Origin of the sequence: Lentzea sp. NBRC 102530, assembly GCF_030269365.1 — a bacterium.
In the GTDB taxonomy this organism is placed as follows: Bacteria; Actinomycetota; Actinomycetes; order Mycobacteriales; family Pseudonocardiaceae; genus Lentzea.
Window position 1 is genome coordinate 207,630 of record NZ_BSTF01000009.1, and the last position, 17,986, is coordinate 225,615.

The following is a 17,986-nucleotide window of genomic DNA, read 5'->3' on the forward strand; positions in this document are numbered from 1 at the left end:
TTTGTGCGAGTGAACTGGACCACTTATCCGGGCCGACTGACTATTCCCGCCATGAACGTCCTGCTGGCATTCGCACTCACCGCGAGTCTCACGTCGCCGGTGCACCTCCCCCCGACCGCACCGTGCCCGGAGAACGTCCCCGCCGGCACCACCTGTTACGAGGGCCGGGACCCGAACGGCGCGTACTACACGATCGCCGTGCCGAAGAAGTGGAACAAGACGCTCGTCGTGCACTCGCACGGTGGCCCCGACCTCGGCGACCCCACCCCGGAGCGCACCCGTGACGACCTGAACCGGTGGGCCGTCATGGTGAAGGAGGGCTACGCGTGGGCGGGCACCTCGTACCGGCGCGGCGGCTACGGCACGCGGATGGCCGCCGAGGACACCGACAACCTGCGCAAGATGGTCGTCGGCATGCTCAAGCCGCACAGGACGTACATCCACGGGCAGTCGTGGGGCGGCAACGTCGCGGCCAAGACCATCGAGCTGTACAAGGGTTATGACGCCGCTCTGCTGACGAGCGGTGTGATGGCGGGCGGTTCGCGTGGTTACGACTACCGCGTCGACCTGCGCGTGGTCTACCAGTACTACTGCGGCAACCACCCGCGGCCGTCCGAGGTGCAGTACCCGCTGTGGCAGGGCCTGCGTCCCGGTTCCACGATGACGACCGCCGGGCTGCGCGGCCGCATCGAGGAATGCCTTGGCGTGGCAGGCAGTCGCACCGCCGAGCAGCAGCAGAAGCTGAACGACATCCTCGCGGTCACCAAGATCCCCGAGGAAACCCTGAACTCGCACCTGAACTTCGCGACGTTCACGTTCCGCGACATCGTCCACAACCGACTGGGCGACCGGAACCCCTGGAGCAACACGGGTGTCGTCTACCAGGGCTCGCACGACGACGCCGCGCTGAACGAGGGCGTCGAACGCTTCGCCGCCGACCCCGCCGCGCGCGCCGAACTCGCGTACGACAGCGACCTGACCGGCAAGATCGACATCCCGGTCCTGTCCGTCCACGCGATCGGTGACCCGACGGCGTTCGTCGAGCACGAGTCGGCCTACCGCGACACCGTCCTGAAGGCGGGCCGCTGGTACAACCTGGTGCAGACCTTCACGACCGAGGCCACGCACAGCGCGTTCAGCGACTCCGAGTACGCCGCGGCGATGCAGTCGCTGTCGGCGTGGGAGAAGTTCGGCCTGCGTTCCAACCCGTTCCTGATCTCGGCGGCCTGCCCGAGCCACGACCGCACGTACGGCACAGGCTGCTTCTTCAACCCCTGGTACAAGCCCGCGTCCTACGAGTCCAGGGTCGCACCCCGCAAGTGACCCTTCCCGTGGTCCGGCTCGCGCAACGCCTCCTCCTGACGGTGCGCGAGCCGGACCTCGCCGACGTTCCGCGTCACCCCACCCGAGCAACTGCCCGGAAGCCCTGTCAGCACCACCCCGAGCCACCCTCACGTTTCCCCGCCGCACGCGGGGCCCTCACGTGCGCTCAGCGCGAACGAAAGCTCCCCGCGTGCACTCCGGCAACGTGAAACGCGCTCGTGAAACGAGCGCGACCACGGTCAGGACTCCTGGCCAAGCGCTCAGCGGCCCTGCAACGACTTCACCTTGTCGCCGAAGGTCCAGTTCTTGGAGCCGTCCCAGTTGATCGACCAGGTCATGAGCCCCTTGAGCTGACCGCCGAAGCTGTTCCAGGCCTGCCCGACCAGCGTCGGGTTCATGTACCCGCCGCCGGCGCCGGGCTGCGCGGGCAACCCGGGAACCTGCTTGTCGTACGGCACCTTGATCGTGGTTCCCTGCACGACCAGCCCCTTGTTCAGGCACTGGGTCTGCGCCACGAACCCCTGCACGGTCCCGGCCGAGTAGCTGTCACCGCTGCAGCCGTACATGGACCCGTTGTAGTACTGCATGTTCAGCCACCACAACCGGCCGTTGTCCGCGTACTTCTTGATGATGGGCAGGTACGCGCCCCAGATCGACCCGTACACGACACTGCCGCCCGTCACGTACGCCGTCTCCGGCGCCATCGTGAGCCCGAACCCGGCCGGCATCGCCGCCAGCACACCGTCGATGATGCGGATCAGGTTGGCCTGCGACGCCGACAACTGGGTGATGTTGCCGCTGCCCACCAGCCCGGTCTCGATGTCGATGTCGATGCCGTCGAAGTTGTACTTCTTGAGGATCGGCACCACCGTGGCGACGAACCGGTCGGCCACCGCAGCCGAACTCAGGTCGATCCCCGCCGCGGCCCCGCCGATGGACAGCAGGATGGTGGCACCGTTCGCCTTGGCCGCGCACATCTCGGCCGGCGTCGCCACCTTCACGCCCGCGTCCATGCCGTCTTCCCACAGCACGGTGCCGTCGGACCGGATCACCGGGAACGCCGCGTTGATGACGTTGTAGCCGTGCTGCTTGATGCGGCTGTCCGTGATCGGCGTCCAGCCGAACGGCGGGTGCACGCCGTTGGCCGCGCCGTCCCAGTTCTCCCAGTAGCCGTGCAGGACCTTGCCGGCGGGGCGGGGTTTGAGAGCGCAGGTGTCGGCCGCCTGGGCGGTGGCCGGGACGAGCAGGGTGCTCATGAGCAGAATCAGGGCGGTCATTGCCCTCAGCAGGTTGCGGGCAGACATTCGCTCACCTTTCGCTTACAGGCGGCGACCCTCGGTCATTGAACCACGAAATGGTCCAGACCTCTAGCGGCGGCGTGGAGTGCTGGGGTGGGCGGTCTGCGGGGAGGCGGATGGGCTGTGCAGGAGCGCACGGCGGGCGGCAACGGCGGGGGTCGGGGCCGGCAGGAGCGCACGGCGGGAGTCTGGGCCGGCAGGAGCGCAACGGCAGCAGACGAGACCTGGTGGCGGCTGGTGGCGGCTGGTGGCGGCTGGTGGCTGATGGCTGATGGCGGCTGGTGGCTTGCAGCGGATGCGAAGCGACGCACCGCATGGCTCGGATGCGGAACGCGACAACCCCCACCCGTAGCGATGAAACGGGCGACTCGGAGCACAGCGCGCTGCGGGTGGATGTGGTTGCCGGCGGCAGAGGAGGCGGGTTGACGCGGAGACAGGTGGTGCCTTCGCGCCAACCTGCCTCCGCGTCCCACTACCTCACCCCTTCCGGCCGTGCTCAGGCGTGGGCGAGAGCCCAGAGGGTTTCCTCGGTGTGCTTCCAGAGGGTGGCGGCCGACTCCGGGTCCTGGGCGTAGGCGGCCAGGCCCCGCACGTGGTTGTCGCCGGTGGACGGCTCCGCCTCGTTGCAGTCCTCGAAGTACCTGCCCGAGATGCCGTCGAGCAGTGGGGTCGTCGCGACCACGAGGGTGGTCGCGGCACCCTGTTCCGGGGTCTTGCGGCGGCGGGTGGTGGATCCGCTGCGGCGGATCGCGGCCTGGAGTTCGTCCTCGGTCAGGTGGCGCTGGAGGTTGGTGGCGATGCTGCCCGGCATCAGGGCGTTCATGGTGATGCCCTCGGACAGCCAGCGCTTGCCCGCCTCGACGCCGAAGAGGATGTTGGTTCTCTTCGCTGACACTGTGAATAGCTATGTCAACCGAACGAAGCAATCGACTTGCGCTTTCAGTCAAGCCTGATCCATCACGCACGGTAATTTACTACAGGTCGTCGTGTGACCTTTGTTGTGGCGAATTCTCCGTGAGTACGCAAGCGCGAGTGAGCGCAAGTCGTTATGCGCCGCGCGCGACCAGTCAGCGAGAGATCTCCGTGGCGGACTTGCCGCAGCTCGTGGCAGAGTTGGGTATGACGACTGGGGGTGTCCGATGACTGGTTTTCCATCAGCTCTGGCCGGTCCGAAAAGGGTTCGGTATGACCTGACGGGAATTCCCGTGATCCTGTACTTGCGCGCGTCGCAAGACAGGTGGGGAAACAGTATTTCCGTGGACTCGCAGTACGACGAAGGGCACGAGTTCTGCACCGAAGCAGGTGCAACGATCGTTGCCGTCTACAGCGACAACGATTTGAGCGGATCGACCTATGCGACGGAGGCCCGAGGGGGTTACGAGCAGGCTCTCAGCGACCTGATCGCAGGTCGCGGAAAGATGCTGTGGACGTTCGACCACTCCCGCGCGCAACGCGACATCGAGGTGTACGGACGTCTGCGGCGGATCTGCATGGAGACCGGGGCTCTGTGGGCCTACGGCGGGCGTGTCTACGACATGAGCGATCCGGTTGACCGCGCCGCGACGCTTCGTGACGCGGTCGAGGCCGAGGGCGCGGCGCTCAACATCTCGATCCACTCGACGCGCGGTATCCGGGCACGGGCAAAGCGTGGCGATCACCCCGGCCCGAAGGCCTACGGCTACAAGCCGTACTACTGCCAGGAGACGGGTAAGTCACTGGGCTGGTACGTCGTGGAGGAGGAGAAGCGCGTCATCCGGATGATCGTGGACTGGTTGCTGGGCGAGAAGCCCAGGACGTTGAACTGGATCGCGCGCGAACTCAACCGGCTGGGCATCCCGACGCCCCGTGATCGGCAGTGGGACCGGCGCAAGGTGTCGAACCTGGTCGACACGAGCAAGCACGAGAAGGAATGGGACGCGTTCCTGGCCTCGCTCACGCCGGAGGACCGGGAATGGGCGTACACGGTTGTGGAGCGCGTGACGGTCGGTGCGACACCGAAGGACGTCGCGAAGTACTACAACGTGAACAAGGTCCCCTACTTCCACCCGAGCAAGTGGTGTGGGACGAAGGTCAAGAACATCGCCCTGTCTCCGCCCTCGGCCGGTCTGCGCCGGTACAAGAAACAGATCATGATGCGTCAGGAGCCGGACCCGAACGCACCCGAGGGGTTCCGGTTGGTGCCGATCGATACCAACTGGGACGAGATCAAGACATACGAGGAACACCTCAAGCTCAAGGCCCTGTTGGAGGACAAGGATCGCCGCGCCTCCGAACCCCATCCCGAGCGGGTCAAGCACCTGTGGACGGGCATCGCCACGTGCGGGGAGTGCGGGGACAAGATCTGTTCAGTGTTCGACAAGGGCATGTTGCGGTATCGGTGCGCGGTGAAGTCCTGTGTGCTGCGCCGTCAGGACCTGACGGATGCGTGGCTGACCGAACAGGCGCTGTTGTTGCTCGAACGTGAGGACGCGGCGCAGATATTCCGTATGCACGACGAGAAGGGCGAGGCGGGCAAGGCACAGGACGACCTGGACGCCCTGCGGGCGCAGTTGGCGGACTTCCGCAGGCAGGCTGTCCAGAAGAAGATTTCGGCGGAGTCGTTCGCGTACTTCGAGGCCGAGTTGCTGCCCGAGATCGAGAAGGCGGAAGAGCGGTTGCGGCGGGCGCTGCTGCCTGCGGTCCTGGAAACGGTCGTCGGCAAGGTCGACGTCCGCGCGGCGTTTCTGTCCCTCGACGTCGTGCAGCAGCGCAAGATCCTGCGGGCGATCATGGCCCCGAAGATCTACAAGACGAAGAAGAAGGTACGCGGGAAGCTCGACACGACGACGATCGACCCCGGTTTCCGGTACGTCGTGCCCCCGACGATGCCGGGCGACGAGCACCAGGAGTCCGGCGCGGACCTGGTCGGCGCGGCCTGACCGCTGAAACGACACAACGGCCCCCAGCATCCCGGTTCGTCCGGGTGCTGGGGGCCGTTTGCTGTTACGGGCTAGCGCCCGAGGGTCGCGCGCAGTTGGGGGCTGAGCACGCGCGAGACGAGATCGAGCTGAGTTTGGGTGAGCCGGGGTGCCTGCGCGACGTTCGCGCGGGCTGAGTCCAGCTCATCCTGTGACAGGACCGTCCTGGGGTCCGGGATGCGGTACCGGGTCACCAGGTGTCCCCCTCGCGCTCAGCGGGCGTGAGAGCCCGTCCGGCGCTGTCTCGGGGGTCTGCCAGCGGGGTCACCTTGCGCTCGGCGGTGAGGACGAATCCGAGCGTGCCCAGCAGGACGACAACGGCGTTGATCACGCCGGTGATCGCGCTGCCCTGGTCGGTGGTGAGCAGGCCGGAGCCGACCAGGCCGGACACCAGGGCGGTGAGACCACCGACGACGGAGGCGATGGTGCGCAGTGGACGCGGGCGGGAAGAGATGGTGGACACGAGCGTTGTTCTCCTTGATGGGTATCAGTATCCGACGTAGCCGCGCCCGTTGCGGACGTTGACGACGCCGGGGACGCGGCTCTCGGAGCCGTATCGGTTTCGGGCGTAGCGCACTCCGGCGATGATCGAGTCCACCGGGTGATAGATGTCCGGGTAGCCGGGGAGCTGCCACGCCTGGAACGTGGGGTCGATCGCCTGAATCAGGCCCTTGGATGGGATACCGGCCCGCCAGTTGCTGTCCCATTCGTTGATGGCACAGGGGTTTCCGCTGGACTCGTAGGCGATGATCAGGTGCACGGCGGCCCGGTCGGTGATCGGGGCGTGTCCGTGCCAGACCAGCGCGGCGGAGGCCTGGTCTATCCACCGGTCGAGCTGGGCGGCGGTCGCGACGCCACACGCCGGCATCGGGTCGCGCGGCGGTGGCGTCGGAGTCGGCGGGCTGGGCGGGTCGGGCGGTGCGGCCGTCGTGGTCGTGGCGACCACGGAGGCCGGTGACGAGGCGGAAGTGAGCCGCGGAGCCTCGGCATCGGGTGGCGGTCTCGGCGCGATGAACAGTGGAACCGTTGTGCCGCCGAGAAGAACGGCGATGAGCAGTAGCGCCGCGGAGCGGCGGCGGGTCACCGGAACAGGATCGCCCAGTCGTCCCACCACACCTCACCGAAGCGGGTGGTACCCGGCACCTTCGCGCGCTGCCACGCGGCAACGGCATTGGTGGTCTCCTGCTGGTAGATGCCGTCCGCCCAGCCGGGGTAGTTGGGCGCGTAGCCGAACTGCTGCATCCGCTGCTGGATCAGCCGCACGTAGTAGGCCTCGTTCGGGATGCCGCCCTGCGACACGGGCGCGCCGCCGTGCGACTCGTTCGGACCGGTGATCAGTCCGAAGTAGTGGTCACGTGGCAACGGAAACGTCGGATACGTCGGCGGCCGGGGCGGCGGGGTGCTGCCTCCTCCGAGCATCGGGAGGTTCCACGGCCGGGTGTCGTCGCACGCGGGGTTGTCGACCACGCTGATGTGCACGTGGCTGGTGTGCGGGTTGGAGCCGTTGTAGGGCATCCACCGCCACGGGTTGTACTGCGGCCGCGAGTCGAGGATGAGGCGGTTCGCGATCAGGTACTTGATCCTGGAATCGCGACTCGCGGCGAGTTCGTCGGTGAACCGGTCGATGTCCACGCCGTTCGCGGGGTCGTGGGTGATGTCGAGTGCGGTCACGATTCCCGGCCCGTACCAGGGATTGTGGTCGCTCGTGGTGTTCTGGTGGTTGGTGTCGCCGATCGTTCCGTCACTCGCACGGCGGCGGTTCGGGAAACGGGCGTCGATCTGGTCTCGCAGGGTGAGCAGGGAGCGTGCTACACGCCAGGCCATGCGTTCTCTTTCTGTTGGTGGGCATGACAAAGCGCCCGTCACCGGGGTTGTGGTGACGGGCGCTGGTCTGTGGGGTTAGAAGGTGGGGACGCGGACGCCTTCGCGGAGCAGGACGTCACGCGCGCCGGGGTCCAGCGGCGGGTCCGGCGACAGGCCCACGTCGGTGGGCGGGCCTGGGCTGTTGGTGGCGCGCAGGCTCAGGACCTGGCGGACGTTGCCGGAGTCGTCGCCGCTGGTGCGGATTCCGACGATCCAGGCCGGTGTGGACAGGCTCGCGCCCACCGTGTCCTGGACCAGCACGAGGTCTCCGAGCTGCAACCGGGGATCGGGCAGGATCTCGACGTCACCGAGGATCGGCAGTGGCGACGCGGCGACGGCCAGGAGGTAGTCCGCCACCCGGCCGGCTGCGTCCGGGGTCTGCAACCACGGCGTGGCGGGGACCTGGTAGACCTGCGAGCCGTAGCGGGCGCGGCTGGTCTCGTTGTAGCGGCGGATGGAGAACCGTTGCGGGTAGCCGGTGGCGAGCTTGATCGCGGCGATGGACACCGACGGCGCGCCGGTCGAGGTGACCAGGAACAGATCGTTCCCGCCTCGGTTCTTGAACGTGATGATGAGCTGGTTTCCGTCGCGTTCCGTGGTGGAGTCCACGAGTCCGTGAACGCCGCTGGTGCCGTTGGACTGGAACGCGAACCGAACACGGCTGGTGCTGGTGTCGGGGGTGGTGACGTAGACGATGGGCGGCGGGCTGTCGTACTCGCTGGTGTCGTAGTCGTAGGTGATCCGCAGGGTTCCGAACGCCGGTATCCAGCGTCCTTCGCTGTCGCTGAACCGTGTCGTCTTCGGCCCGGCCGCATACGTGCTGTACGGGACGTCGACGACGTTGCGCACGTTGTCGATCGCCTCGGACACGCGCATGGAGGCGATCTCCCGCGCGCTGGTGACGGTCGCGACCGTCGCACCAGGACTGACGAACCGCTTGTTGCCACGCCACCGGAAGATCCCGAACTCGTCGAACTCGGCCGTCGCCTGCTCGGCGCGGGCCACGGCGGTGATGACGTCCCACGCGGAGCCTTCGGTGGGCGGGATGGCGACGAGCTGGGAGACGACGTCGTCCAGGACCGCGCCCCGCTGCCACGGCGGATCGAACACCGCGTCCGTGTCGATCAGCGTCGGCTGGGTGGAGACCTGCACCGCCTCGACGGGCAGGGCCGCGTCCAGCTGGATGTAGTTCAGCTGAGTCCGTGGCATCACGGGGAAGCTGCCCGCGTCATCGCGTAGGAACGGCTCGAACACGCCGGGGCCGTCGAGGTAGTAATACGCGCGCGGAGCGCCACCGGTCCCGAAAATCCAGAACACGCCGATGTGGAACCGGCCCCGTCCGAGTGTCCGACCCAGCGTGATTTCAATGCTGCTGGTGTCGGTGCCCAAAGTGACCTTGTCCCGCCAGAAGTCCACTTGGAACCGCACGTTGTTGAACGCGTTGTCCGCCTGGAAGTTCAGCCCGATCTGGACCGTGGCGTTGGTGGAGGACATGTTGGTGGTGTCCACCCAGCACTCGGCGAACAGCAGTTCACCGGGCGCGGTCGTGCGGGTACGCGGGTCCCAGCGCACCCAGTACGGCGCAAATCCGGGGCTGGGTGCCATCTCCCAGGCGGCACGGTCGCGCCGGTAGGTCAGATCGTTCGCGGCGTGGTCACGGTAGAACCCGATGTCCGGCGTGAGGCCGCCGTGCATCGAGGCGTAGAGGATCGCTGTCGGCCGGGGCGGCGGGGCCGTGTGGATGCCCGCGTTGCGCAACAGGTGGTCCACCACCCACACGCCGCTGCTGATCGGTGACCAGGACTGGGTGGACACGCACGCGGGTAGCCGGGCGGCGTCGCGGAGGCGCTCGGCTCCGTCCAGGGCGGACAGGGCCAGGGTGCCCGCGCCGGAGTCGGCCGCGCGGTCGCGCACGGTGCCCCGGAACGCCGGGAGCGCGTCGTCTCCCAGTCCCCACCCGTGCAGGACCGATTGCCGGGGCCGGGCTACGTCGCTGGTGAGGTGCGGGGCGTATGGGCTGTAGAGCTGGGCGGCGGTCTGCTCGTTGTTCCCGGAGAGGTTCAGCCGGAGTTCGGAGGCGGCGGAGCCGTTGACCGAGCGCATGGGCGCGGGGAGGTCTGTGGCGTAGGCGCGGTCCAGCGCCCAGGAGGTGACCTGTTCGGTGACCTCCTTGCCGCCGAGGCGGGTCAGCGCCGTGTACTGGCGTTCCGGCTCGGCGAGCGCGGCGGTGAGGTCGGGGTCAGCTTGCTGTACGGCGCACCTCCGTGAGGTCCACGCTCATGTCTCGGCTGAGCGGTTGGGGACGGTCGGTGTAGGCGGTGACCACCATTGCCGGGCATCCGTCGCCCAGAGGGGCGCTCAGGCCCGTTGCCGGGGCCGTGCCGAAGGACAACCAGGCCGGGCCGACCAGGCGGGGTGTGGTGCTCGCGGTGAGCTGGACGACGGGCCGGACGAACACGGTCCCGGCCGGGGGCACGACGAACGGGGCGGCGGCCGGGTCGGTGGTGCCGTTGGCGGCGCCGGTCGCGGTGAACCACTCCAGCACGCACGCCCCTGCGGCGGGCGCGAGAGCGCTCGCGAACCCGACCGGGACGCCGGGCACCACGGGCCACCCGATCCAGTGTGGGTGCCGCCACCGCAGAAAGGCCGGCGCGGACGGGGTCGCCACGGTGACGCGGCGGTCTGCCTGTGTGGCGAGCGTGCCCCCGCCGGTGAGCTGGTAGCCGCTGGGCGGGCCGTAGCCTTGCGACTGTGGCCCGTCCAGCAGGTTGAGCGCGGCAGGGTCGAGCACGGCCAGCGGGAGCGGACCGAACACCCTGCGCGCCAACGCTTCCAGCCAGCGAGCGTCATCCTCGGCCAGTCCGGTGAACGAGAACCGCAGGCGACGCGGCGGGGTCGCGAGGCTGGTCGCGGTGACGCTTCCGGACAGGGCGCGGAACTCCGTGACGCCGAGCTCCACGGTTCGTTCGTAGTCGCGGGCGGCGTCGGGGAACTCCCGCATCCGGTCCGGTGGCCCGATCCACAACGAACCCACGCGTCACCTCCGTGCGAGCACTCGTGCCCCGTCCGCTGTGGCGCGGGCTATCTCGGTGGAGTCGACCTGCACGACGATGGGCCGGTTGGCCAGTCGCGTCACGGCGTCGAGGAACACCGACAGCTCCGCCGTCCCGTTGCCAGCCGACGCACCGGGGGCGGCGCTCTGCGCGCCCGTGGTGATGGCGGTACCTGTCGCCGCGGGCGTGGCGACCTGCGCCGGGATAGCGCCGGTCAGATCGGACAGGTAGCGGCGCACCCTGGGTTCCTCACGCTCGAACCCGGCGACGAGTCCGCGCATGATGAGAACACCGTTGTCACGCAACAAGATTCGGTCTCGTGCGGGCGGCCCCTTCCAGCTGGGCAGCAGGTTCGTGAGCTGAGTCAGCTTCGCTTTCACGGCCGACAGCATCGACTCGATGCCGCGAATCAGGCCCCGGATCAGGTTGCGGCCCGCCTCGGTCAGCAGGCCGCCGAGGTCGCCGAGCGCGCCGAGCAGGCGGCCCGGCAACGACCCGATGAGCGTGATCAGTCCGCCTGTGGCGAGGTCGGCCGCGCCCCGGATGAGCGCGAACGCGCCGGAGACGATGTCACGCAGGCCGGACCACGCACGTGACCAGTCACCGGACAGGATGCCCATCGCCACGGACACGATGCCCTGGAGCAGACGCAGCGCGCCGGACACAGTGGACACGACGCTTCCGAAGATCGGAATCACGACGTCGTAGAGCAGGAACCGCAGGACGGGGAACAGGTCGTCCTGGAACCGGGCGGTGAGTACGGCGATCATGCCGCCCCAGGTCGCCAGGACCCCGGCCGCCTGCACGACCAGCGGCACCACTGCGGTGATCATCTGGATGAGGGCGGGCAGGACCTCGACGGCCAGGCGCAGCAGCAGGGGGTAGTTCGGGAGCAGGCCCTCGGACCACAGCGTCATCCACGCCTGGGCGAGTTGCGGCAGGATCGGCAAGAGTCCTTGCAGGGCAATGAGAAGCGTCTCACCGAGCAGGCGGCCCAGCTCGACCAGGTGGGGTGTCGCGGTCGCGAGACCCGTGCTCAGGACGCCTGCGAGCTGGCGCACGACCTCGACCACGACCGGCAGGACCGGTAGCGCGGCCTGGAGTCCGGCCAGCATGACCTGAGCCCAGATTTCGGCGAGCTGACCGACCAGGGGCAGGGCGGCGGCGAGCGCGTCGAGCAGCGTTCCGCCGATCGCGGCCGCGACGGGGGTCAGGACCCGCAGCAGCGAGGCAAGGGCGGGTGCCGCGATGCGGAGCGCTTGGACCAGGAGCTGTCCGAACTGGACGATCAGCGGTGCCGCCGCGCGTGCGAGTTCGAGCAGGCTCGGTGTCAGGGTGCGGATCGCCTCACCGATGCCGCCGCCGACGACCTCGGAGACCAGTTCGGCGACGGCCGGGGCCAGCTCGGCGGCGATCCCGGACACGGCGGTGAGCGCGGGGACGAGCAGCGAGGCGAGAGCCTGCGCCGCGACGCCGGCAAGTGGCGCGAGAGCCGCGAGGATCTGCCCGGCCGGGGCGGCGGCCGAGGCCAGGATGCCGAACGCCACGCCGACGACGGGGCCGAGCTGCTCGATCGCCGGGGCGACGTAGCGGACGATCGCGTCACCGACCGCCGTCAGCAACGGAAGAAACGCGGACGTCACGGCCTGTAGCCCGGAGAAGATCTGTTGTAGGGCAACGCTTCCCGCGCCGGTGGACAGGAACGCGGCGAGAGAGCCGGTCAGGGCGTTGAGGTTGCCGAGCAGGCTCACGCCGCCGGTGTTCGCGGCGGCGAAGACGGCCCCGATGATCCGGACGATGTTGCCCAGCAGCGTTGCCAGCTCGCCGAGAGCCGAGAGGCCACCGGAGATCCATCCGGCGAGTTCGCCGGTCTGGCGTGCGTTGGCGATGAACGCGCCGAAGCTCGTCGCACCTTCGGCGAGTCCTTCGGACAGCGCGGGCAGGAAGTCCGAGCCCACGGCGGCGATGTCGCGCAGGCCCGACAGGACCGGCGCGACGCCTCCGGACAGGGCGGACATCGAGCGTGCGGAGTTGTCGAGGATCAGCCCGACGTCGGAGACCGTGCGTGCTTCCCGGCCCCAGGAGGCGAAGCCGCGCGCGGAGGAGTTGAGCGCGTCGGCCATCTCCCCGAGCCCGGTCCGCACGGCGGGCAGGTGCAGCGCACCGAGCGCGGAGACCTCACGCCCCAGACCGGCGAACAACCGGCCCTGGACGTCGAGGCGCAGTTGCCCGAACTCGGTCTGGATCTCGCGGGCGGCGCGGGCGGTCGCCTGCATCTCGGGCGGCATCTTCGCGATGGCCTCGGCGAACGCGGCCGGGTCGGCGGCGGCGAAGGCCTCGGACATGCCGCTGGTGCCCAGGCGCAGCACGGCGAGCGCAGCAGCGGCGGCCAGGCCTGCGGCGGGGAGCAGCAGCAGCGAGCCGGAGGCGGCGACGGCCGCGCCGCCGAGGCCGGACAGGACGGTGACCATCTGGCCGGCTGCGGCGGCCAGCGCCGCGTAGCGCAGGGTCGAGGTGCCCACGGCCGCGGAGTGGCGGGTGATGCTCGCCGTGGATCGGGTGAAACCCTGCCCGACCTGGCCGAGAGCCCCGATCGAGGCACCGAGCCCCGATACACCGGTTGTGGTGCGCGTGACGGCCTGGTCCAGCGAGCCGAGCGACCGCACGGTGTCGCCCAGGCTCCGGTCCAGCGAGACCCGCAGACCGATGTCCCGGCCGGACTCCTCGCGCCGGAACCGCTCGACCTCCAGCGCGGCCAGCCGGGTGTCTACGTTGGCGGGCAACATGATCCGCTGTCGCTCGATCTCGCGAACGACGAAGCGGATGTCACGCAGCAGCTCGGTGAACTGGAACTCGACGCGCAGGCGCACCGGGGGCGCGGCTCGCTCGACGTCGCGGACTTCCTTGACCACCGTGCGGTAGAGACCGGTCAGCGACGGCAGGATCTTGAGATAGGCGCGGCCGACAGCCGTCACGGGAGACTCACGCCTCCCTCGTCATCATCATCGCGATCTCACGCAACGGCCGCGCGGCCGTGCTCTCGCCCTCCCCTCCCTTCGCGGGAGAGGACTGGACGGGGCCGGGCGGGTCGAGGACGTCGAGCGGGGAGGCGAGCTGGTCGTCTGTCGGTTCGTGCCCGAGCAGCGCGACGACGGCGGCCCACAGGGCGGTGAGCCGCCGTTCGGTGGCGGCGGCGAGCACGTCGGCCCGTGTCCACCTGCCTTCGGGGCTCAGCGCCCGCCACAGCGCCGAATCCGGGGGCAGGTGGGTGACCAGGGCGCAGACGCGCCGATAGGACAGAGCGCCCGTGTAGAGGTCGAGCAGGTCGACCCCGTGGCGCAACAGGTCGACTTCGAGTGCGTCGGCGGTGTGGTCGTCGCTCAGGAGCTGAGCGACGGTCAGCGGTTTCCCGCGCCCAACTCCTGCATGACCACGGCGGAGAACTCCTCCGCGTCGGCGGCCGTGCGCGCGAGCGCCCGCCATGCCTTGTACTGCTCCGCGCCCAGGATCACGCGCAGGGCGGCCAGGTGCCGCCCCTCCTCTTCCGCCTCCAACGCCTCCAGCGGGAAGTCCTCGGCGGTGGGAAGGGTGAACGTGGTCTCGCGCCACTGCACGGTCACGTCCTTGGACGCGCGGGCGGTCTTGGTCTTGGTCGCGGCGGCGCGCTGCCGGGTGCTCACGGGAAGGTCCTCCTACGGGTTCGAGTCGACGGGGGTCAGGACTTGTCGGCGGCGGCGAGCGCGGGCGGCGCGCCGAGTCCGTTGATCACGGCCGGGTCGTCGGTCAGCCACACGGCCAGCGTCGTGGACGAGCCGGGCGGAGCGAGCGCGGAAAAGCTCATGCCCCAACGCGCTTCCTGCGATCGGCTCCACTGCGCGTCGTCGGTCTCGGAGACCTCGGCGCGCGGGATGTAGAGCCGGTGGTGGTAGATCTCGGTCTCGCTGATCGCGTCCGTCCAGTCGATACACAGCGCCCGGACGTCGCTCTTGGGAACCGTCGAGATCTCGGCCCGGTACTTCTTCGAGCCGGTCGCCGTCTCGGCGAACACCAGGCCACCGAAGTACGCGGAGAGGACCTGGGCCTTGGTCTCCTGGAACGTGGACTTCACGCTGAGTTCGTGGGACTTGATGATGTAGCGGGCGGGGGTGATCCGCTGCCAGTGCGCGGTCCCTTCCTTCTCGACCTTGCGGGCCAGCGTCACGCCGTCCTCGGTCGTCAGACCGAGTCCGGTCCAGGCAGCGGCTAGCGCGGTGGTCGCGTCCGGGGGCTCGGGGGTGCCGGGTGTGGCGATGGAGAGTTCGCCTGTTCCGGCGACGCGGACCAGGCTTGTGTTTACGGCCAAGGGAAACGGTCTCCAAACTGGACGCGGTCAGCGCGTCGAGGTGCGGGCGGTGACGGTCACGACCGCGAACGCCAGCGGCGCGGAGGTGTGCGGGTCGAGACCGGAGAGAGGGGCGGTGTCGGGCTCGGCGGCGATGAACGCGCCGGTCGCGCGGCGGGCGCACAGAAGGCCCATCGCCAGTGCTACCAACGCTTTCGCGGTGTGCTCGGTGCGGTGCCAGCAGGTGAGCCGGATCGAGGCGATTTGCAGCGCGGGCCATTGCCATTCGTGGTCGTCCACGGCGACCAGCAGCCACGGCAGAGACGGTGGACCGCCGTCCTTGCCGCGTCCGGTCTCCGTGGCGACCTGAGCGCCGCGGACGTGCTCGCCGGCCTGTTCAGCCAGCAGGCGGCGGAGCAGCCGCACCACGAGTTCGGCGACGTCGACCGGCACCGGAACGCCGGAGGCGGTCACGTCCGCCTCCGCTTCCTCTTGCGCTTGCGCTTGCGGGAACGGCGTGGCTTGCGGAACCCCTTGGCGCTCATGCCGTTCTCGGCGGCGGCGCGCTTGAGGAGTCCGTACTTGGCTTCCATGCCGACGCCCGACGGGTGCGGGATCACCACGCTCACGCCTGCGCGGTCGGTGTTGCGCTCGTCCTGCACCTCGACCGGGAGCGGGCTCCCGTCCTCGACGATGTGGCCCTGCGCCCGGACGTCGGCCGCGACCAGGTGAGCCGCCAGGCGCAGCAGGTCGCGGACATCGTCACTCTTGAGGATCTCCGCGATACCGGCGGAGTCGCGGTAGAACTCGACCACGGGAGTCACCTCCCGTGGCGGTCGTCAGCCCCGGTTCGGCCGGAGGCTGGGAGGAGGGAGCAGCCGGAGCGACTCCAGGAAGTCCAGCGCGGACCGGCGCGTGTCCGGTCCGCTCGCGGCGTCGAGCAGTGCGAGCAGCTTCAGCAGCGGGTCGTGACGCACGTGTTCGAAGTACCGCACCAGGTTCGGAGCCCACGGCCCGCACGGCCGGAAGATCTCAGTCTCGAACAGACTGTCCACGATCTGTGGCTGACCGTCCGGTCCTTCGCGGACATCCCAGCGAGGGATGCCGTTGACCAGACGCCGGAACTCGGTCACCAGCGCCTCGTAGCGCTCGCGTTCCTGCGGCGTCATCCTGTTCGCCATGCCGACACCATCGCACACGCGTTCGAATAGCCGTCAAGTCGGCCGCCGCAAACGGCGACTTTCGATGGGCCGTTAGGCGTAATTGCGTGTGTGACATCGAGAATTCCCCCGGCAAGGGGGCTTACGCGCTGCGCCCCCGTGGTCTAAATGGAAGCGGTGTCCTTTGAACTCGCGGCGCCAATCGCCGCAGCCGCCGTGGTGGCGAGCGTCCCTGTGTGGATGTTGGTTGTCGCTCTTCGGGGCGCGAAGCCAACCGAGCGCCCAGCCATCATTCGCGCGTTGACGGGATTCGTCCGTGCGAACCGGCGCGTGTTACCTATCCGTCAACGCGGGACAGGTTCGTCTCGTAGTGCACTCGACCAGGCCGGGGCTCCCAGCGTTCGGGCTCGCCCTCGACCTGGTAGACGCGGCCGTCGTACTCGACGCGCTCGCGCGCGGCGATCGGCTCGGCGGTGAACAGCCACCACGTGCCGGTGACGGCCTGGCGGCCGGGCTCGTTCTCGGTGTTGCTGGTGCGGGGTTGCAGCATCCCGTCCACGGCGCGACGGGAGGCCGCGGGGCCGTAGTCGAGGCGGGGAACGGGGTTGTCGTACTCGTCGGGAAGTTCAGCCGGGGTGACGATCGTCAGCCGGTGTGGCAGGTACAGGCGGCGGCACCTCCTCGGCGTACTCGGTGTCCTCGACGAACCGCCACGGCATCGGCTCCCCCGCCCGGCCGTCCGCGTACACGACGGGGACGGTGTCGGGCAGGTCGGCGTGGTCGCCTGCGGTGTAGGGCATCCGGGTAGAGCGCAGGCCCGAGCGGCGCGCGAGACGGCGCAGGATCTTCCGTTCCACCTCGGTGAGGTAGACGGCGATGTCGTCGTCGTTGCGGCGCGTGCCGTACTGGCCGATCTGCTCGGAGGCGTAGCCCTCGGGGTTGCGCACGGACCGCCAGGCCGCTTCGCACACGATCGTCACGACGACCGGGGGCACCGGAACGAGCAGCGCGGCCGGGACCTCGACGCGGACCAGGCCCGAGGCGTCCGCGAGCTTCGCGGCGGCCCTGGTCTCGGCCGGGGTCCCGATGATCGGCTGGTGGACTCGGGCCTGGAGGTCGTTCAGGGTCGCGAGCGCAGCGGCCGGGGCGGTCACGAACCTGCGGCGGTGGTCAGCCGGACGGCACGCTTGACGGCGTTCTCGTCCTTCGTGGTCTCGGCACCGGCCAGAGTGGACACAACGGAGCGGTCCTGCTGGAAACCGGGGTCGTAGTCACGGATAAGACGCAGCGCAAACCCGTTGTAGGTGATGCTCTCGCCGAACGTCGCACCGGCCGGGACGTCGAGGGACCTCGTCACGAGCGGGAAAGCGGTGCGGTGGTAGGCGACGGCGGAACCGTCCGCGAGGTAGTTCGTCGGAATGACGGTGAAGCCGTACATCCGGCCGATGATCGCTTCCCGCAACGCGGCCGGGGAACCGGAAGCGTCCACGGGGATCAGCTTGTTGCGGGGGTCGTTGAGCAACATGGCCTCGACCTCGGCACTGACCGCGAAGAACCGATCCTCGATCGGGACGCCTGCCTTGTTCAGGCGCTTGCGGGCCTCGATCAGCATCGTGTGAACGTCGGTGCCGTCCGCCTTGAGCGCGAGCGAGGACGTGAGCGCGTTCATCTGCGCGGCCACGAGGGACTCGACTCCGCGCGCGACGCTCTTCGCCTGCGGGGTGGCGATCTGCGACGTGAAGTCCCGGACGTTCAACGTCAGTTGCTCGTCGGGGAGGTTGATTCCCTTGTACAGGTAAGTGTTCAGCTTGACGTCAACGCCGACTTCCTTCACGTCGTCGACGACGATCGGCTGACCGGCCGCGCGGTTGAACGTGCGCGCCTCACCGACCACGGTGTCGGTCCGCACGGTGACGGTGTCACCCTGCTTGCCGGAGAACGAGCTTTCCGCGTCGCGCCAGGCGGTCGCGGCCAGCACGGTCTGGTTCTCCAGTGCCGCGATGGCGGCGGA

At 69.1% G+C, this 17,986-nt stretch carries 19 protein-coding genes; 2 read left to right on the top strand and 17 right to left on the bottom strand.

The genetic code is table 11. The features are described 5' to 3' along the window. The first annotated feature begins 51 nt into the window (after window positions 1–51). Window positions 52–1,323: an alpha/beta hydrolase gene (locus tag QSK25_RS24760; protein ID WP_285641656.1), complete on the top strand. Its 1,272-nt coding sequence runs from the start codon at window positions 52–54 to the stop codon at window positions 1,321–1,323. A gap of 260 nt (window positions 1,324–1,583) precedes the next feature. Here QSK25_RS24760 and QSK25_RS24765 read toward each other — a convergent pair whose 3' ends face one another. Continuing rightward, a complete protein-coding gene (locus QSK25_RS24765) occupies window positions 1,584–2,627 on the bottom strand; it encodes a chitinase (protein WP_285641657.1) in 1,044 nt (347 codons plus the stop codon). A gap of 490 nt (window positions 2,628–3,117) precedes the next feature. Next, window positions 3,118–3,516, bottom strand: coding sequence for an SDR family NAD(P)-dependent oxidoreductase (locus QSK25_RS24770; RefSeq protein WP_285641658.1), 399 nt, complete (start codon window positions 3,514–3,516; stop codon window positions 3,118–3,120). 244 nt (window positions 3,517–3,760) lie between these two features. Between QSK25_RS24770 and QSK25_RS24775 the strand changes: the two genes are divergently transcribed. Further along, complete coding sequence (locus QSK25_RS24775; protein WP_285641659.1) at window positions 3,761–5,539, top strand: recombinase family protein; 1,779 nt, start codon at window positions 3,761–3,763, stop codon at window positions 5,537–5,539. 229 nt (window positions 5,540–5,768) lie between these two features. Here QSK25_RS24775 and QSK25_RS24780 read toward each other — a convergent pair whose 3' ends face one another. The 15 genes from QSK25_RS24780 to QSK25_RS24850 form a co-directional block, all read right to left on the bottom strand. Next, the gene (locus QSK25_RS24780) at window positions 5,769–6,041 is read right to left on the bottom strand and encodes a hypothetical protein (RefSeq protein ID WP_285641660.1); all 273 of its coding nucleotides are present in this window, start codon (window positions 6,039–6,041) and stop codon (window positions 5,769–5,771) included. Window positions 6,042–6,065: 24 nt separating this feature from the next. Then, complete coding sequence (locus tag QSK25_RS24785; protein WP_285641661.1) at window positions 6,066–6,662, bottom strand: transglycosylase SLT domain-containing protein; 597 nt, start codon at window positions 6,660–6,662, stop codon at window positions 6,066–6,068. Continuing rightward, window positions 6,659–7,402 (bottom strand): peptidoglycan-binding domain-containing protein, encoded by a 744-nt coding sequence (locus QSK25_RS24790; RefSeq protein WP_285641662.1) that lies wholly within the window; start codon window positions 7,400–7,402, stop codon window positions 6,659–6,661. The genes QSK25_RS24785 and QSK25_RS24790 overlap by 4 nt, the downstream gene beginning before the upstream one ends. Before the next feature lie 75 nt (window positions 7,403–7,477). Next, a complete protein-coding gene (locus tag QSK25_RS24795) occupies window positions 7,478–9,544 on the bottom strand; it encodes a hypothetical protein (RefSeq protein ID WP_285641663.1) in 2,067 nt (688 codons plus the stop codon). 136 nt (window positions 9,545–9,680) lie between these two features. Beyond that, a complete protein-coding gene (locus tag QSK25_RS24800) occupies window positions 9,681–10,475 on the bottom strand; it encodes a hypothetical protein (protein ID WP_285641664.1) in 795 nt (264 codons plus the stop codon). Between the two features lie 3 nt (window positions 10,476–10,478). Next, the gene (locus tag QSK25_RS24805; RefSeq protein ID WP_285641665.1) at window positions 10,479–13,469 is read right to left on the bottom strand and encodes a hypothetical protein; all 2,991 of its coding nucleotides are present in this window, start codon (window positions 13,467–13,469) and stop codon (window positions 10,479–10,481) included. Between the two features lie 7 nt (window positions 13,470–13,476). Then, the gene (locus tag QSK25_RS24810; RefSeq protein ID WP_285641666.1) at window positions 13,477–13,836 is read right to left on the bottom strand and encodes a hypothetical protein; all 360 of its coding nucleotides are present in this window, start codon (window positions 13,834–13,836) and stop codon (window positions 13,477–13,479) included. Window positions 13,837–13,892: 56 nt separating this feature from the next. Beyond that, window positions 13,893–14,174: a hypothetical protein gene (locus QSK25_RS24815; protein WP_285641667.1), complete on the bottom strand. Its 282-nt coding sequence runs from the start codon at window positions 14,172–14,174 to the stop codon at window positions 13,893–13,895. A 35-nt stretch (window positions 14,175–14,209) separates the two neighbouring features. Then, entirely contained in the window at window positions 14,210–14,836 is a 627-nt protein-coding gene (locus tag QSK25_RS24820) for a phage tail tube protein (RefSeq protein WP_285641669.1), read from the bottom strand. Window positions 14,837–14,863: 27 nt separating this feature from the next. Then, on the bottom strand, window positions 14,864–15,289 hold the full coding sequence (locus QSK25_RS24825; RefSeq protein ID WP_285641671.1) for a hypothetical protein: 426 nt from the start codon (window positions 15,287–15,289) through the stop codon (window positions 14,864–14,866). Beyond that, window positions 15,286–15,630 carry a hypothetical protein gene (locus QSK25_RS24830; RefSeq protein WP_285641673.1) on the bottom strand — a complete coding sequence of 115 codons (345 nt, stop codon included), beginning with the start codon at window positions 15,628–15,630 and terminating at the stop codon, window positions 15,286–15,288. The genes QSK25_RS24825 and QSK25_RS24830 overlap by 4 nt, the downstream gene beginning before the upstream one ends. A gap of 24 nt (window positions 15,631–15,654) precedes the next feature. After that, window positions 15,655–15,996: a hypothetical protein gene (locus QSK25_RS24835; RefSeq protein ID WP_285641674.1), complete on the bottom strand. Its 342-nt coding sequence runs from the start codon at window positions 15,994–15,996 to the stop codon at window positions 15,655–15,657. Between the two features lie 316 nt (window positions 15,997–16,312). Continuing rightward, the gene (locus QSK25_RS24840; protein WP_285641675.1) at window positions 16,313–16,534 is read right to left on the bottom strand and encodes a hypothetical protein; all 222 of its coding nucleotides are present in this window, start codon (window positions 16,532–16,534) and stop codon (window positions 16,313–16,315) included. 67 nt (window positions 16,535–16,601) lie between these two features. Continuing rightward, window positions 16,602–17,129: a hypothetical protein gene (locus QSK25_RS24845; RefSeq protein WP_285641676.1), complete on the bottom strand. Its 528-nt coding sequence runs from the start codon at window positions 17,127–17,129 to the stop codon at window positions 16,602–16,604. Beyond that, window positions 17,126–17,953 (bottom strand): phage major capsid protein, encoded by an 828-nt coding sequence (locus QSK25_RS24850; RefSeq protein WP_352236303.1) that lies wholly within the window; start codon window positions 17,951–17,953, stop codon window positions 17,126–17,128. The genes QSK25_RS24845 and QSK25_RS24850 overlap by 4 nt, the downstream gene beginning before the upstream one ends. Window positions 17,954–17,986 lie beyond the last annotated feature (33 nt).

Coding starts and splice junctions, on each gene's coding strand:
- QSK25_RS24760 (WP_285641656.1), top strand. CDS start 52: ATGAACGTCCTGCTGGCATTCGCACTCACCGCGAGTCTCACGTCGCCG.
- QSK25_RS24765 (WP_285641657.1), bottom strand. CDS start 2,627: ATGTCTGCCCGCAACCTGCTGAGGGCAATGACCGCCCTGATTCTGCTC.
- QSK25_RS24775 (WP_285641659.1), top strand. CDS start 3,761: ATGACTGGTTTTCCATCAGCTCTGGCCGGTCCGAAAAGGGTTCGGTAT.
- QSK25_RS24790 (WP_285641662.1), bottom strand. CDS start 7,402: ATGGCCTGGCGTGTAGCACGCTCCCTGCTCACCCTGCGAGACCAGATC.
- QSK25_RS24795 (WP_285641663.1), bottom strand. CDS start 9,544: ATGCGCTCGGTCAACGGCTCCGCCGCCTCCGAACTCCGGCTGAACCTC.
- QSK25_RS24835 (WP_285641674.1), bottom strand. CDS start 15,996: ATGGCGAACAGGATGACGCCGCAGGAACGCGAGCGCTACGAGGCGCTG.